Source organism: Streptomyces sp. NBC_00102 (assembly GCF_026343115.1).
Classification (GTDB): Bacteria; Actinomycetota; Actinomycetes; order Streptomycetales; family Streptomycetaceae; genus Streptomyces.
In genome coordinates this window covers 1978593-1992702 of record NZ_JAPEMC010000001.1, presented here as the reverse complement: position 1 = coordinate 1992702, position 14110 = coordinate 1978593, and the positions used below count along the sequence as shown (strand labels likewise).

The window sequence follows — 14110 nt, the reverse complement described above, 5'->3', positions numbered from 1 at the left end:
TCGCTTGCTTTCGCGGCGCGGAGGGCACCTTTTCGTGCTGATCTCCGCTGAATACCCGAGGTAAGGCGTCATGAGTGGGTCCAGTGGGGACGACGCCACGGAAGGTGCTGACAGCGCCTGGAAGGCGGCGACATGACGAGCCGGGGGGATGTGGGAGCCGACCGAATTTCCCTCGGGAAGCTCCTCATTCCGTGGTGCGTCAATCTGATATTCGGCATCCCCGCCATGATTCCCCTGCACTCGGCATGGCTGCTCCTCACCACGTACCGGGCATGCGCATGGGACAACCGCGGCTATGGCGAAGGCCTGAACCCGTGCGGCGGCCCCGATGCGATCGAGGGTGCCGGGTGGGCGCGGATGGGCATCGTCGTCTTCGGCGGCCTGGGACTGCTGCTGATCATCGCCGTCGACGTGCTCTTCCCCGCGGTCGTCGGCCGACGGCAGCGGCAATGGGCCACTGCCGTCCTAGCCGTTCCGCTGCCGTACCTGCTCGCCGCAGCCGCCTTCACCCTGGTCCACTGAAGGCGGCGACTCGGAGGGCCGGTGTCCGATCGATGCGCGTCGGTCCGCCTTGGCCGCGATACCGCTGAGGTCCCACGGAACAACCGGCAACGGTCCGCCTGCCAGTGCCCCTGCTCCGCCACGCCGCCCTCCTGCCGCAGGGCACTGCGCATCCCGCGGCGGTCAGAGCCCGCGCAGCGCCTCGCGCAGATTGCTGTAGGCGTCCCAACAGTCGACGCTGCCGTCGTCGTACAAGCTGCCCATGTACCAGTCGTCGTCCCGCACGGCCTTCACGAGGCACAGACCGTGGAACCCGAGGACGAACTCCGGGTTCAGCGCCTCGTCGGGCCCGTCCGAGGCAACCCACTTGACCACCCGGTCCGGAGAGAGCACGACGGCCTCCCGATCCCCGGAGACGTCACGGATCTCCTGAAGTGTCCAGCCCGGTGGCGGCAGCAATTCCGCCACTGCATGCCCGCTCTCCTGCTCCGTCATCGCCGACTCCGCCCTGTGTCAGGTATCCGCCGATGGTCCCACCCACAGGCGACTGCGGGGCGCCGGTTTGCCACCGTCCGGCCTTCCTGGCCATGTCCGCTGCCGTGCCCTCGTGCTTGAATCCGCGCATGACCGAACGGGAGCGGACGAGATACCGGTACTGGCGCCGCCCGTACGACGGGATTTCGCCCGTCGTGGAGCAATGCCTGCGATCCCCGTCCGATGACGACGGGGCTTGGCAAACACTCTGGCACCACCTGGCGATCGAAGGGACCGGCGTCTCGGCAGAGAGCTATGCCGCGCTTCCTCATCTGCGCGACATCGTCCGGGCCGGCGACACGGCCATCGGAGACCGGGCCTTGAAACTGGTCGGCGCCATCATCGCCGCTGTGCATTATGACCACGAGGCCGACGACTTCATCAGGAACCTGGCGCCGGTGATCGTCGAACTGAAGCAGATGACCGACCGCCGACTCGCCGACAAAGACCTACCGATGGCCACCGCGATGTCGCTCTTCCGGGCCCACCTCGCATTCTCCGGCTCAACCGTCTGGAGCCTCGCCGAGTACGACTTCGAGGACGGTTTCTACGAAGTGGGCTGCCCCCACTGCCACCTCCGCGTCACCATCGCGATCGGTATCCATGGCCGCTACTCCGCCTATCGCGACTGGAACCGCGGAGACATCCACCGCCGCCCGCTCCAACCGGCCCACCCCGCCGACCTCAGTGGGACGGCCGCCTGGATGTACCGAACAGCCGGCGCGATCGGCCTCACCGCGCTCCCGGAGGGCCTCGCGTACCTTTTCGGCCGCGCCGAATGCCCGGACTGCGCGAGCACCTTCGTCGTCGCGGACCAGTACACCGCCGAGCACGAACCCCCCACCTCCCCCGACGGGCCGCTGCCGCCGGGGGGCTGGTGAGCCGGTGCACGGCATCTGGCGCCACACTCGCCCACCCACTTCCCCTGCCCCTCCCGGATCACGTCGCGCGAGCTGCACACCGTCTGACAACAGCTAGCGTTTCAGGGCTCGGTAGTGCTTCAGGAGAGCGGTGATCCTGTCGCGGTCGGCTTGGCCGTTCAGTTCGGTCAGAAGACCGTCCGGGCAGAGCTCGTAGTGATCTCCCCACCACCGCCGCCCCCTGTTGTCCCAGACCCTGTAACCGCCCGGCACCCCGCGCGCGACGTAACGCCGTCTACTCACACTGCCCTCTCTGCTGCCGGTTGTCCTGGTCAGCAAAGCAGGGCAGACCGCAGAGCACGACATCATTAACCGCTGCTCCCCTGCCCGGCTACGTGGGGGACGGGGGCGAGCCACTCCCGCCAGTAAGAGTCCCTCCAAGGCGCTTGGCCGGATCAGTGGCGCATGCCACCTGAGCCCGCGCTGTCCGCCTGGTGGTGGGCGTGCAGATCCTTCGACTCGTACGCGGCACGCGGCGTCCGGCGGGTGTCGGCTGAAGCCGCATGTCCGGGGTACCCGTCCGAGCATGCTCGCCTTGATTGCCTACCGGTCCTACCAGGGCGCAACAACGGTCTGGGCCTTTGTAGCCGCCGTCCTCATCGTGCTGGCCGCAGCCTGGTACTTCCGACGCCGAAGGTAGGTTCCGGGACCTACAAACCTGAAGCCCTCCCGATGGGGAGGGCTCTCGGCAGTGCCCCCGGCAGGACTCGAACCTGCGGCCAAGCGCTTAGAAGGCGCTTGGCCGGATCAGTAGTGCATGCCGCCTGAGCTGGCGTTGTCCGCCTGGTGGTGGCGAGCGTGCGGCGCCTTCGACTCGTATTCGGCACGGGGCCTGGGACGGGCGTCGGCTGAAGCCGCGTGCTCGGGGTACCCGCCTGAACATGCTGGCTCTGAGCACCTACCGGTCCTACCACGGCACAACGACGGTCTGGGCCTTCGTCGTTGCCATCCTCATCGGGGTCGTGGCGGCCTGGTACTTCCGACGTCGAAGGTAGGTGCCCGACCTGCTGCCACGGACCCGGCGGGCCGCTACTGACGATTGATCGGGATCTCGTAAACGATCTCGCAGTGCGCGACCGGCACCACGATGTCCGCCGTCTCGACGGGCCGGCCCTGGTCGCTGTAGTACGTCCGCCGGATGTGCGTCACGTACGCGCCGTTCTGGATGCCGAGGAGTGACGCTTCCTCCGCGGTCGCCCCGCGCGGCTCCGGCTGCTCCACCGCGTGCCCGACGGTGATGCCGATGGCGGCCATCCGGTTCACCACGCCAACTCCGGCGTGCGGGCCTCCCTCGGGAAGGACGACGAGTGTGCCGACCGTGAGTTCGTACGGCTCCCAACTCGTCGAGAGCTGCACGGGTCGGCCGTTCGCCAGGAACTCGTACACCGTCCGGACGCACAGATCACCCTCGGCGATACCGAGACGCGCCGCGATGTCCGCCGGCGCCGGGACCTTCACGTCCGACCGGCTCTCCCAGTCGCTCTGCCTGCCCACGGCCTTCATGTCCGCCCGGAACGGCGAACCGTCAGGCTGTTCGCGCGCCGAGGAGCGAACCATCCGCACGCGTTCCCGGGGCTCGGCCACGTAAGTGCCCGATCCCGCGCGGCCCTCCAGCAGTCCCTGGGAGATCAGTAGTTCCTGCGCCCGGCGCACCACGTTCTCGCCCACGCCGTACTCCTGGCCGATCTGGGCGCGGGACGGCAGGCGGTCTCCGGGCTCCCAAACGTGCTCTGCGATCCGCCGCCGCAGCTCGTCGGCGATGCGGAGATAAGGCGCTTGCTCAGGCATATGGAAAATCTAGTCCACTAGCCCTAATCTAGTTAACTAGCTTCACTCAAAGTGATCGCTGTTAACGGAGGCTGCCTGTGCCCAGCTCGGGAGTAAGTGCGACGTCGATCGCTGCTCGGCTGTCCGCCCTCGGGCTGCGCCCACGCATCAAGGAGCACGCCCGGTACACGGCGGTCGAAGCGACGGTCCCGGAATCCCTGTCGGCCGAGTCCTGGGGCGAGGTCCTGGCAGCGGTGGGCGAGGCGGACCGATTCGGCCTCCTCGCCACCAGTTCTAACGTCCGCACCCTCTGGGCGGTCGTACGCAAAGCGGTCCCCACGACGGGCTATGTCGGGGGACCGGGCTATCAGCGATAGGAGCTGAACAGCATGTTCAACCGTATCCGCCGTGCCCTCTCGATCACCAGAAGCGGGCGCGCGTTCAAGGGGCGGCATCGCCGGCCGGAGGCACCCGCCCGGCTGACGGTCGGTACCAGCGCGGCGGCACCCGCTTACGCGCCGAGGGGCAACCAGGAGTCGGACGTCGACAGCGGGCACCACCGGTACTCGCTCGCGGGGGAGGACTCCGCGCTCGTTCGCCCGTACGTCCTGGCGGCCTGGGAGAAGCGCACGCGGCCTCGTTCGCTGTTCGTGGCTCCCCACCTGTCGGCCGCGGCCTGGTCGTCCCTCACGGGGGCGTCCTGATGGCTCCTCGCCTGAGGGGCGTCCTTGCGTCGATCGAGACCCCTCCCTACCGATCGGCCACCTGCCGGATCGGGACCCACGACACCTGTACGGAGTCCCCGGTGCCGCTCGTACCCATCGCCCTCCCCTTGGTCTACGAGGTGTGCGCTTGCCCCTGCCACGCGTCGTCCGGCCGACCCGCACGGGCGGAGTCCCAGCGGTGAGGGGGCACCGAGCCGGGCGGCTCCTGGCGTCGCACGTGGATATCACCTCGACCACCGTCCTGTGCGGAGACATCATCCAAGTCGGCGGCCGCGCCTGCCGCGTGACCAACCTCCGCCAGTTGCCCCACGGAGCCAAGCAACTCCTTCTCGACTCCGGCGAACTCCTGACGATGCACCTGCGGACCCGCTTCGTTGCCGTGCGCATGATGAGAAGGCGGTGACCGGACGGTGCCCTTCCGCCATCGCGAAATCGCCGACGATCTACGGCAACAGATCACCACCGGCCTTCTCGGCCCCGGCGAACGCCTCTCTTCCGAGCCGACGTTGGCCGCGCACTACGCGGTGAGCACGGGGACTCTGCGGCGTGCTCTCTCCGTGCTCCAAGGGGAGGGGCTGATCGACAAGTTCCACGGCCGAGGCAACTTCGTTCGCCGTCCTCTGCGCAGGTTCATGTACGTCGGAGGATGGGGGACGTTCGACCCGTGGACCGCTGCCGACGCCTCGCTTCGAGTCACCGTTCGCACCGCCACGGTTCCAGCACACGGACTTCTGGCCGGCCTGCTGGACGTGCCCACGGGCAGCCCCCTCGCGGAGTTTTTCTGCGTCAGCCACGAGGGAGCGTCGCCGCTCGGCCTGGCCCGGATATACCTCCCCTTCGACCTGGCTCCCGCCGGTCTCCGGGGAGAGGAGTCTCCGTACGAGCAGACGGCCAAGAGGTTCGCTGTCCTGAGTTCATCGCCGGCCGAGGTCCGCGAGACGGTCTGCGCCCGCCCTCCGACCCCGGACGAGGTCTCGGCGCTGCGGATCAGTCCAGCTGCGGCCGTCCTCGCGATCACGCGCAGCGCCACCGACTCCGCGGGCCGCGTCGTGGAAGCCGCACTTCTGGCCTTCCCGGGAGACCGCACCGACGCAACCTTCATCACCCACCACGTCGCCAATGAGAGGCAGTAGCAGCCATGATGGAACAGAACGAACTACGTCTTCTGCCCTGGGTGGGGCCGGAGGGGAAGCCCTGTTACCTCAGCACTGACGACAGCCACAGTCACATGTCCCGACTGGCGGACGGTATCGAGGCGGAGCAGCTCAGCCTGTCTGCCGATCTGCTGAAGCGAGCAACCGGAGTCCTCGCCGATGGTGACGCCAGCTTGGAAGACGTGCGGCGCCTGGCCAGGGAACTGACCGGAACGCTAAGAAGCGTGCTTCGTGTGGCAGTCAGTCGAGGTCACTCATACGCGGAACCTGAGCCGCATTCGTATTGATCCTGGCTCGCCCTCACCAACTAGAAGATCCCCCAACCGATCAGAGTTGGGGGATCTTCTAGTTGGCGGGCTTCGATCTCGATTTAATATCGCAGTTGTCCAAAAATGTTGATGTGAATCACCGAAGAGCTCCGGGTGTGGGCAGGGCTCCAGGGCATCCTCTGGGCGGTCCGCCCACTGCAACCAGACGTGAGGTTGGGGACAACCTCACACGCCGCGACAGACTCGCTTGCCGTCGTCCTCACGCAGGCAAAGGGCAAACGCTCCGAACTGTATCGGCTGGCCACAATCGGTACGTGCGGGCGGGTAGTCAGACGGAATGAGTGAACCGCACTGTGTCGGCCCACTCCTCGCACGATCACCCTTCTGATCCGTGGCTTTAGCCGGATCGGTCAGTGAGTCTTCTCAGCGTGCCACCGAACGGGTGACGGCGTCGAGGCTGGCAACGCACGAGGCACCCGGGCCGTTGAGGGAGATGTTCGAAGTCCCAACTCAGCAGCTCAGGCGCCTCATTGTCTCCCTATCATGCGGCACTCAACCTGCCTCATGTGCTGGTCAAGTGGGTCACGATGATCATCGTCATCCGCAAAGGGTGACCGCAGCTACAAAGTTCCGCCGCACAAGCGCACGCTTGTCGCTCTGGTGTACCTGCGCAGGCACGATACCCCGGCCCAGATTACTGCGGCCTTCGGTATATCGGTCGGCACCGCCCACGCCTACACCACTGCGGTCTTCGACCTCCTGGCCGACCGGTCACCGGGCCTGCTGAAGGTCCTGCGTGAGACCGACCCGGAGTACGTGCTGCTCGCCGAGTGCGACCGCGTGGGCGATGTCCAGGCCGACTACTCGCCCGAGCACGGGCGTCCCCATCCTCGCCGCCCGCGCCTACACCGGCGCCGGCCCCTGGGGAACCACCGGACGCAGGCGCCCCCCAACGGCCTGCTGACGCCGACGGAACGAACCGTCAACCGCACACTGGCCACGACCCGAGCACCCGTCGAATGCGCTATGCCACGACTCAAGTCTTGGCGAATCTTCAGAAGATCGCGATGCAGCCCGAACCGCATGACGTCAGTCGCCAAAGCCGTCCGCACCCTGTAGAGCCAACCCTGAAAACGCTCAGTTACGGCCATACCGGCCGTTACGAGGGGCCGGAGAGACGGTGGCGGGTGGGGCGATTGCTCTGGTTATGGGGCTGGGGCTGCTGTACAGCAGCCCCAGCCCCAGTTCGCCCGTGCGGATGCAGGTCACCATGGATATCGCTCGATCGTGGCCAGCGGATCAGGCGGCGGCAAGAACTTCCCTACCTCGTCGACGCCGCCGCGGCGTGCCAAGAGCAGCGGGGGAGCGCGAGACGGCCTCCCATCCGACCAGAGCGTAGGGGCAGTGGTCGCGCGGAGACGCCCCACAGCATCTTCAATGACTCCAGCCGGGGTCCCTTTATCTCCGGTTTCCGCCCCCATGCACCCGATCTCGTATTAGTCTGCGGTATCGACAGCCGAGGTGACCGTCACTGTGTGAGGAGAGCGGAGTGCCCGACCCTACCGAGCTCATGTTGGACGACCTTTCACAGAAATATGAAGGTGTGGAAGTGTCTAATGCTTTTCTTCGCCTTTATGAGAGCGATTCTCGCTTCGGTCGGGCTTTTGCCAGCATTCACCAGAGGTTGAATGGTCACTTCGAATCGATCAACGATCGGGCAGAAACTACCCGGCACTATTGGGCCGAGCCGAGCAGGGAAATGATTGCCCTCACCAAGGAGGTGCAAGAACTTGTGGAATCCCTCGAGAGTGCTGGGATTGCAGTCGATCTTATGAAGTCTTATGCGACTGCGATAAAGGACTGCAGATCGTGGCTGATGCCTAGCGGGGGAAGTGCTGTTCCAGACACCTTCGGGCAAATCCATATAGTCAAATACGCGCCAATTCTGTTTCGCCCGGATGTAGAGATTAAACTGGTCAAATCCAAGAGTAATGCCCGGTTGCAGCTGATCGGCGAAGGCTCGTATGCAAAGGTATTCTCCTACACGGACCCTGACTACGGGATTAAATTTGCAGTCAAGCGGGCCAATAAAGACCTCGATGATCGAGATCTTTATCGATTCCGTCAGGAATTCAATATACTCAAGCGCCTAAGCTTTCCGTATATCGTCGAGGTCTATCAGTATGACGAAGTTCGCAATGAGTATAGGATGGAATTTTGCGACTCAACACTTCGCGAGTACATCAGGAGGCGCAATAATAAGTTGCATTTCTCTTCGCGAAAAAGAATTGCACTCCAATTTTTGTACGGCATTAATTACATCCATGGAGCAGGGCTTCTCCATCGCGACGTGAGCCTGCAAAATGTCTTGGTGAAAACTTTCCACGGTGGAGCGGTTCTGGTTAAGCTCTCCGATTTTGGCCTCGTGAAGGACAGGAATTCTCAGTTCACGCGAACGAAGACGGAGATGCGAGGGACAATCCGAGATCCACTATTGGCGAACTTTAAGGAGTATGCCACATGTAATGAAATTCATTCAATCGGATGGGTCCTTTCGTATATATTTAGCGGAAGGGAGGCTCTCATGTCTCGCGGGGACACGCTAAGTCGGATAGTGCAGAAATGCGCGGCGCACGATATTTCCCATAGGTATCAGAATGTCCGTGAACTAATTGCTGACGTTGAAGGACTTGAGGCGACGCCTTCTCCCGTTGATGCGCCTGCTTAACGTAACAGTGCTACACGCCTCCGAAGCTGCCGCTCCGGTGGACACTATGAGAGGTTTTCTTGAATTCTTCAGTCGCGGAAATTGTAAATAAGGAATCTTTGCTCAAGGGCCTCTCCATGGTCTTGCCTAATCTGGAAACATCAGGGAGAGGGCTACTCCTCGTTCCCCCGGCGGCGATGACCGTCTCCAGGGGGGACGTGCGCGCGATCGAACCACTAACCGACGAGGAAATAGACGAGGTGATTAACTCCCTTTCTCAAGTCACCTCTAACACTCACAGTTCCTTTAATTGGCACAATCGCGGGGAGTTCACTATTGCGCAACTGAACGTTTACAGCCCTCTTGAGAGGCATCTGGAGAAAGCTGAATTTATCGGGCAAAGCGAAAATCCGGTGATCATTACTGTTGGTTACCCTTCCAAGGAGGTTGCGGCGTACCTGCTCTGCTACATAGCCAATAATGCAGAAATCGCGCAGGGCCCCAGATGGCGTGTTTTGAAAAACCGACTCAGAAGGGCTTTGTCGACAAGTTCCAACCTCGGGGAGGGGTCCAGAAAAGACGACACGATACTCGGCCTTGTTGGGGAGATTCTCGATGTTACTTCGCTTCGCGTGAGCTCCGCCAAGCCTCGGGCCGACTATGAAGACCTGGCAACCTCGCTCCTTTTTCACATCGCATACAACACGGGAATGGCTGCGACGATCGGCATCAACCCACTTCTAGAGGTCGGACGAATGCAGAGAGTTCGCAGAAGTGTACTGGGGTCCATCGATGCACCGAGGCAGACCTATACACCCGATCTCGTCCATCACTACCTAATGGGTGTTGCTGCCGAAATTCCCCTCCTGGAGTATCTTTCTTACTACCATATTGCCGAACACTATTTCGACAAGGTGTTCAATGATGACTTGATCGAGCAAGTCAGGCGCGGAATTACAGATCCCTCGTTTTCAGTGCGTAGGGCCCGTGATGTGAACGGCATCATTAAAATCGTAAATCGGGCTCAGCGTCAAGTTAAAGATGAAGGTGGGGTGAATGAGCAGCGGGCCCTTCAGCTTGTTCTCAACAGGTTTGTCGACACGACGCGACTCGTTGACGACCTAACTTCCTATGATGACACCCTGGTTGACTACTACAGAAATACCGAAGTCGCCTTTGCTGGTGCTCCAAAATTGGACCTAGGGCGTCCGGGTGATGGATCGGTGCTGTCATCCATGGCCAAGCGAATCTACAAAGTAAGAAATTCTTTGGTGCACGCCAAGGAAGGCGAGCTGCCAAAATATGCACCCTTTTCCCATGATACCGAACTGTCACGTGAAATCCCCTTGATGAGATTCGCTGCCGAACAGATCATCATCTTTCATGGGAAGCCGCTCTGAGGGCGCCGACAGCACAGGAAGCGGCTGACTGTCAGAGCAGACCGTTGTTCCGGTCTTAGCCCGGCCCGCCGGCGGCCGCAGCTGTTCACCGCCGCAGACGCACAGCCTCTGGCCTCCTTACCGCGTTGGCAAAGTGGCATCCAGGGCTAGTCACATAGTCAAGCGTGGGCCACGTGCAGGCCAGGCCCTATTGCCTGAGAGATGCCCTGGTGGTAAATGCAAGTCAGCGAGTTGCTAATGTCGGGACGTACGCGTGCGTCTGTCCAGTCATTATCCGTGGTTCCCCGCCGTTTCCCGGTCGTTCGGGCACGACGGAGGCACGGGCGAACTACGATCTCCCCATGACTGAGGAGACCATCATCGCCCTGCGTAACTATGATTACCTGGTGCGAACTTACGGCCTGGATGACGTTGAGTTGGCTTGGGACTCGGACTCGCTCGTTCGCGGAGACGGAGGTTACGAAATCGGTCTCTTGGCTGAGCCGGGCTTCACTCCCGCTACGCGCTGATCGCCGCCGATGTCATCCCACCGCTACCCCGGCTCCCATCCCGTCCGCCTTCGACCCACACACCGTGGAGCGGTCGTGGTTCAGGGCGTCAAGGTGGAGCGCGCCACTGTACGAACGACCTTGACGCCCTGGGCCGCGACTGCTCGGCTCTGCCTGGGTCGGAGGTGGTCGGGATGGGAGCCACCACGACGCTCACCACGCTCCGGCCGGCACCCGCGAACGGCGCCCCTCCCATCCCGGTGCCGGAGCGCCCCCGCCGGAGGCATGTCTTGAAGCCGCGGGCTCCGGTCTCGGCTCATTCCATCCCCGGTCTATCCACTGTGGGCGCGCGTCGGCGGCGGCGCGCCGAGCGGGCCGGAGGCATGAGCGCGGGCGCGGCCAGAGCCGGGAAGCGCGCCCGGCGGAGCGGAGCGCAGCCGGGGGCCTTGATGAAGTAGAGAAAGTTTTATCCCGCTGGGATGAGGTTCCTGCCGTCGTGGCTCCGGACGTGAGGCCCGTTCCCGTCCAACGCGTCCAGCAGCCGCACCGCGTACGCCTCGCTCATGCGGTCGGTGACCTCGTCGGGGGTGAGCCAGGAGACGGCCGTGGTCTCGCTGGACGTGCGCTCGGTGCCGCCGGACGGCTTGCAGCGGAAGACCAGGGCGACGATGCCGCGGGTCATGTTCTTGTAGACGCCGGTGAGTTCGTCGATCTCGACGTGGATGCCGGTCTCCTCCAAGACCTCGCGGGTGACGCCGGCCTCCGGGGTCTCGTGGAGTTCGAGGATGCCGCCGGGGAGTTCCCAGGTGCCGTTGTCGGCTCTGCGGATCGCCAGGAGTCGCCCGTCCTCGCGCACCACTACTCCGGCAACGGACACGGAGTGCAGGGGAGGGGTGGTCGCTTCCTGTGATTGACTCATGTAGAGGAGCATAGGAGGTAGAGAAGGACTATGGGAACTGCGGCGGGAGGGGTCGGTTCCGGCCCCCGGTACGTGCAGATCGCGGATGAGATCGTGCAGCAGATCCGGGCGGGGGTTCTCAAAGCCGGAGACATGGTGCCGAGCGAATCCGAGCTGGTCGACCGCTACGGCGTCTCCGGCGGAACGATCCGCAAGGCCATGGTCGAAGTGCGGGCGAGCGGTCTGGTGGAGACCCGGCACGGCAAGGGCTCGATTGTGAAGAACCGGCCACCGGTGCGGCATCGTTCGTCCGACCGTTTCCGGCGCTCGCTCCGGCAGGGCGGTAAGGCTGCCTACCTCGCGGAGTCCGCTCAGTCCGGTGCCACCGCCAAGGTGAGCGTCCTCTACATCGGGCCCACAGAAGCACCCGAGGATGCCGCCGCGCGGCTGGGCGTCCCCGCCGGCGAACAGGTGCTGGCCCGTCGCCGCCTCTACTTCCGAGACGGCACTCCGGTCGAGACCGCAACGTCCTACCTTCCCTGGGACGTCGTGAAGGACATCCCGGAGCTGTTCGCAGAGAACCCCGGCGGCGGTGGCATCTACGCCCGACTCGAAGACCACGGGCATGAGTTCGCGGAGTTCGTCGAGACGCTGCAAGCGCGTCCGGCCTCGAAGGCGGAGGCGGTGGAGCTCGCTCTCAGCCCGGGTACGCCGGTGGTCCACCTGATCCGTGAGGCTCGTACCGCCGCAGGGCTCGTGGTGGAGGTGTGCGACACCCTCATGGCCGCTGACCAGTTCGTTTTCGAGTACCGCATCCCCGCTGACAGCTGACGCGCGCTCAACTCCTCGCAAACCGTCGTGAGTTCTTCTTCGCGGCGGGTTGACTCATGTATAGGAGTGATGCACTCTTCTTCATGTCACTCATGTACATGAGTGACGGAGTGCAGCACATATAGAGGAGTGATCTGCTGTGCGTCAGATTCCCGTCGACACCTCCAGCGCGGTCGTGATGGTCGCCAAGTCCCCGCAGGTCAAGCTGCGGGACCGCCGTACCGGCGAGATCGCCACCGACACCGAGACCGGAGCGAAGCTCATGACGGTCGACGTCATGTTCGCGGCCAACGACGAAGTCGAGATCCTGTCCGTCACCGTCCCGGAGACCGGGATCAGCGGTGATCTGGTGATGGGGTCGCCGGTCGCGCTCACGGGGCTCATCGCTCGGCCTTGGGAGAACGACTTCAACGGCCAGAAGCGGCACGGCATCGCGTTCCGCGCCGTCGCGGTCACCTCGCTCGCCGCCGCCTCCGCAGGGTCCAAGGCGGCTTGACCATGACCACCTTCATGGTCGCCCTGGCGCTCGTCGTCGCCGTCGCGGGCCTCCTGCGGTGGCGGCGCCCCGCCTGGTACTGGCTGGCGTTCGGGGCCACCCTGGCCGCCCTGCGGGTCCTGGTCCGGTACGGCTCGGTCATGGACGCGTGCGGGCTCACCGTTCCGCCCGCACGGTGGCGGCTCGCCCTGGCGCGGGTCACCAACCGGGAGATGCCGGAGCCGCGTCCACCACGCATCCTCCGGCTGCGGCCGACCCGTACCGGCCTGGTCCTGCGACTCAAGCTCCGCCCCGGACAGGACGCCTTCGACGTCTCCGCCGCCTCGGACCGGCTCCGCCACTCGTTCTCGATGTACGGCGTGACCTCGCGCGAACTGCGGTCCGGCGTGGTCGAAGTGCGGATGACCGGCTACGACGTGCTGAAGCGGGTGCAGATGCCGGCCAAGCTCGACACTCAGCCGATGCGCGTGCCGGTCGCGCTGCGGGAGGACGGAGCGGTGCACTACCGCGACTACCGGGCAATACCCCACGCCCTCACGCTCGGGGCCACGGAGTCCGGGAAGTCCGTCTACCAGCGCAACCTGGTCGCCGGCCTCGCCCCGATGGACGTCGCCCTCGTAGGGATCGACTGCAAGCGCGGGGTCGAACTGTTCCCGCTGGCCCGCCGGTTCTCCGCGCTGGCCGACAACCCGGACGCCGCCGCCGAACTCCTCGACGCCCTCGTCGAACGGATGGCGGACGTCTACCGACTCATCCGCGTCCAGCAGCGGATCACCGCCGACTTACCGGACGCGGAGATAGCCGCCGACATCTGGGACCTGCCCGACGACCTACGCCCCACTCCGGTCGTGGTCCTGGTCGATGAAGTCGCCGAACTCGCCCTGTACGCGAGCAAGGAAGAAGAGAAGCGGCGGGACCGCATCATCACCGCCCTTGTCCGCCTCGCCCAGCTCGGCAGGGCCGCGGGCATCTACCTCGAAATCTGCGGGCAGCGGTTCGGCTCCGAACTCGGCAAGGGCATCACCATGCTCCGCGCCCAGCTCACCGGCCGTACCGCCCACCGCGTCAACGACGAGACCTCCGCCAACATGGCCTTCGGCGACATCTCGCCGGACGCCGTCCTCGCCGCCATCCAGATACCGGCCGACAAGCAGGGCGTCGCCATAGCGGGCGACTCATCCGGCGGGTGGCATCGCATCCGCGCCCCGCACACCTCGCTGCGCCAGGCCGTGAACATCTGCAACCGGTACGCCGACCGGACGCCGGACCTGCCTGAACTGGCAGCCTTCCGGCCCCCGCTCGCCGTCCCCGCCTCGGCTCCCGTGCCGTCGGCCGTCGCTTCGCCGACCGCCACCACCTGAGCGTTCCCGCCCCGCACCGCCTGAGCCTTCCTCCACCCTTCCCGGTCGGCGTGACCGCC

The 14110-nt window shown here is 64.5% G+C and carries 17 protein-coding genes, 1 tRNA gene and 1 pseudogene; 14 read left to right on the top strand and 5 right to left on the bottom strand.

The window, feature by feature from the left end; genetic code table 11:
• Nucleotides 1-225: 225 nt before the first annotated feature.
• The gene (locus tag OHA55_RS08830; RefSeq protein WP_266704438.1) at nucleotides 226-522 is read left to right on the top strand and encodes a hypothetical protein; all 297 of its coding nucleotides are present in this window, start codon (nucleotides 226-228) and stop codon (nucleotides 520-522) included.
• 162 nt (nucleotides 523-684) lie between these two features.
• Here the strand turns inward: OHA55_RS08830 and OHA55_RS08825 are convergent, their stop codons facing one another.
• Nucleotides 685-996, bottom strand: coding sequence for a hypothetical protein (locus tag OHA55_RS08825; protein ID WP_266704436.1), 312 nt, complete (start codon nucleotides 994-996; stop codon nucleotides 685-687).
• Between the two features lie 128 nt (nucleotides 997-1124).
• Here OHA55_RS08825 and OHA55_RS08820 point away from each other — a divergent pair, with 128 nt between their 5' ends.
• Nucleotides 1125-1916 carry a hypothetical protein gene (locus tag OHA55_RS08820; protein ID WP_266704434.1) on the top strand — a complete coding sequence of 264 codons (792 nt, stop codon included), beginning with the start codon at nucleotides 1125-1127 and terminating at the stop codon, nucleotides 1914-1916.
• Nucleotides 1917-2009: 93 nt separating this feature from the next.
• On the opposite strand, the gene OHA55_RS08815 is transcribed toward OHA55_RS08820, so the two are convergent.
• Together OHA55_RS08815 and OHA55_RS08810 are read right to left on the bottom strand one after the other, a co-directional pair.
• Nucleotides 2010-2198 (bottom strand): hypothetical protein, encoded by a 189-nt coding sequence (locus OHA55_RS08815; RefSeq protein ID WP_266704432.1) that lies wholly within the window; start codon nucleotides 2196-2198, stop codon nucleotides 2010-2012.
• Nucleotides 2199-2647: 449 nt separating this feature from the next.
• Nucleotides 2648-2729, bottom strand: a tRNA-Arg gene (locus OHA55_RS08810).
• Between the two features lie 107 nt (nucleotides 2730-2836).
• Between OHA55_RS08810 and OHA55_RS08805 the strand changes: the two genes are divergently transcribed.
• On the top strand, nucleotides 2837-2950 hold the full coding sequence (locus OHA55_RS08805; protein WP_266704430.1) for an LPXTG cell wall anchor domain-containing protein: 114 nt from the start codon (nucleotides 2837-2839) through the stop codon (nucleotides 2948-2950).
• 34 nt (nucleotides 2951-2984) lie between these two features.
• On the opposite strand, the gene OHA55_RS08800 is transcribed toward OHA55_RS08805, so the two are convergent.
• Nucleotides 2985-3743, bottom strand: coding sequence for a GntR family transcriptional regulator (locus OHA55_RS08800; RefSeq protein WP_266704428.1), 759 nt, complete (start codon nucleotides 3741-3743; stop codon nucleotides 2985-2987).
• A gap of 77 nt (nucleotides 3744-3820) precedes the next feature.
• Between OHA55_RS08800 and OHA55_RS08795 the strand changes: the two genes are divergently transcribed.
• The 8 genes and pseudogenes from OHA55_RS08795 (at nucleotide 3821) to OHA55_RS08755 (ending at nucleotide 10486) form a co-directional block, all read left to right on the top strand.
• Nucleotides 3821-4099: a hypothetical protein gene (locus tag OHA55_RS08795; protein ID WP_266704426.1), complete on the top strand. Its 279-nt coding sequence runs from the start codon at nucleotides 3821-3823 to the stop codon at nucleotides 4097-4099.
• A 12-nt stretch (nucleotides 4100-4111) separates the two neighbouring features.
• Nucleotides 4112-4426, top strand: a complete 315-nt coding sequence (locus tag OHA55_RS08790) for a hypothetical protein (RefSeq protein WP_266704424.1) — start codon at nucleotides 4112-4114, stop codon at nucleotides 4424-4426.
• Nucleotides 4427-4664: 238 nt separating this feature from the next.
• Entirely contained in the window at nucleotides 4665-4850 is a 186-nt protein-coding gene (locus tag OHA55_RS08785) for a hypothetical protein (RefSeq protein ID WP_266704422.1), read from the top strand.
• A gap of 7 nt (nucleotides 4851-4857) precedes the next feature.
• Nucleotides 4858-5580 (top strand): GntR family transcriptional regulator, encoded by a 723-nt coding sequence (locus OHA55_RS08780; protein WP_266704420.1) that lies wholly within the window; start codon nucleotides 4858-4860, stop codon nucleotides 5578-5580.
• Between the two features lie 820 nt (nucleotides 5581-6400).
• Nucleotides 6401-6989, top strand: a pseudogene (locus OHA55_RS08770) (transposase family protein).
• A gap of 430 nt (nucleotides 6990-7419) precedes the next feature.
• Complete coding sequence (locus tag OHA55_RS08765) at nucleotides 7420-8598, top strand: protein kinase family protein (protein WP_266704416.1); 1179 nt, start codon at nucleotides 7420-7422, stop codon at nucleotides 8596-8598.
• A 59-nt stretch (nucleotides 8599-8657) separates the two neighbouring features.
• Nucleotides 8658-9977, top strand: a complete 1320-nt coding sequence (locus OHA55_RS08760; protein ID WP_266704414.1) for a hypothetical protein — start codon at nucleotides 8658-8660, stop codon at nucleotides 9975-9977.
• Nucleotides 9978-10318: 341 nt separating this feature from the next.
• Nucleotides 10319-10486: a hypothetical protein gene (locus OHA55_RS08755; protein WP_266704412.1), complete on the top strand. Its 168-nt coding sequence runs from the start codon at nucleotides 10319-10321 to the stop codon at nucleotides 10484-10486.
• Between the two features lie 445 nt (nucleotides 10487-10931).
• Here OHA55_RS08755 and OHA55_RS08750 read toward each other — a convergent pair whose 3' ends face one another.
• Complete coding sequence (locus tag OHA55_RS08750; protein WP_266704410.1) at nucleotides 10932-11396, bottom strand: NUDIX hydrolase; 465 nt, start codon at nucleotides 11394-11396, stop codon at nucleotides 10932-10934.
• An 18-nt stretch (nucleotides 11397-11414) separates the two neighbouring features.
• On the opposite strand from OHA55_RS08750, the gene OHA55_RS08745 reads away from it, so the two are divergent.
• From OHA55_RS08745 to OHA55_RS08735, 3 genes are all read left to right on the top strand, one after another.
• Nucleotides 11415-12194 carry a GntR family transcriptional regulator gene (locus OHA55_RS08745; protein ID WP_266704408.1) on the top strand — a complete coding sequence of 260 codons (780 nt, stop codon included), beginning with the start codon at nucleotides 11415-11417 and terminating at the stop codon, nucleotides 12192-12194.
• A gap of 139 nt (nucleotides 12195-12333) precedes the next feature.
• Nucleotides 12334-12690 carry a hypothetical protein gene (locus OHA55_RS08740; protein ID WP_266704406.1) on the top strand — a complete coding sequence of 119 codons (357 nt, stop codon included), beginning with the start codon at nucleotides 12334-12336 and terminating at the stop codon, nucleotides 12688-12690.
• 2 nt (nucleotides 12691-12692) lie between these two features.
• Nucleotides 12693-14051: an FtsK/SpoIIIE domain-containing protein gene (locus tag OHA55_RS08735; protein WP_266704404.1), complete on the top strand. Its 1359-nt coding sequence runs from the start codon at nucleotides 12693-12695 to the stop codon at nucleotides 14049-14051.
• Nucleotides 14052-14110: the final 59 nt, after the last annotated feature.

Bases quoted from the DNA above. Each gene is read 5' to 3' on its own strand.
- OHA55_RS08790 (WP_266704424.1), top strand. From the start codon at position 4,112: ATGTTCAACCGTATCCGCCGTGCCCTCTCGATCACCAGAAGCGGGCGC.
- OHA55_RS08755 (WP_266704412.1), top strand. From the start codon at position 10,319: ATGACTGAGGAGACCATCATCGCCCTGCGTAACTATGATTACCTGGTG.
- OHA55_RS08830 (WP_266704438.1), top strand. From the start codon at position 226: ATGATTCCCCTGCACTCGGCATGGCTGCTCCTCACCACGTACCGGGCA.
- OHA55_RS08800 (WP_266704428.1), bottom strand. From the start codon at position 3,743: ATGCCTGAGCAAGCGCCTTATCTCCGCATCGCCGACGAGCTGCGGCGG.
- OHA55_RS08825 (WP_266704436.1), bottom strand. From the start codon at position 996: ATGACGGAGCAGGAGAGCGGGCATGCAGTGGCGGAATTGCTGCCGCCA.
- OHA55_RS08750 (WP_266704410.1), bottom strand. From the start codon at position 11,396: ATGCTCCTCTACATGAGTCAATCACAGGAAGCGACCACCCCTCCCCTG.
- OHA55_RS08805 (WP_266704430.1), top strand. From the start codon at position 2,837: ATGCTGGCTCTGAGCACCTACCGGTCCTACCACGGCACAACGACGGTC.
- OHA55_RS08820 (WP_266704434.1), top strand. From the start codon at position 1,125: ATGACCGAACGGGAGCGGACGAGATACCGGTACTGGCGCCGCCCGTAC.
- OHA55_RS08735 (WP_266704404.1), top strand. From the start codon at position 12,693: ATGACCACCTTCATGGTCGCCCTGGCGCTCGTCGTCGCCGTCGCGGGC.
- OHA55_RS08745 (WP_266704408.1), top strand. From the start codon at position 11,415: ATGGGAACTGCGGCGGGAGGGGTCGGTTCCGGCCCCCGGTACGTGCAG.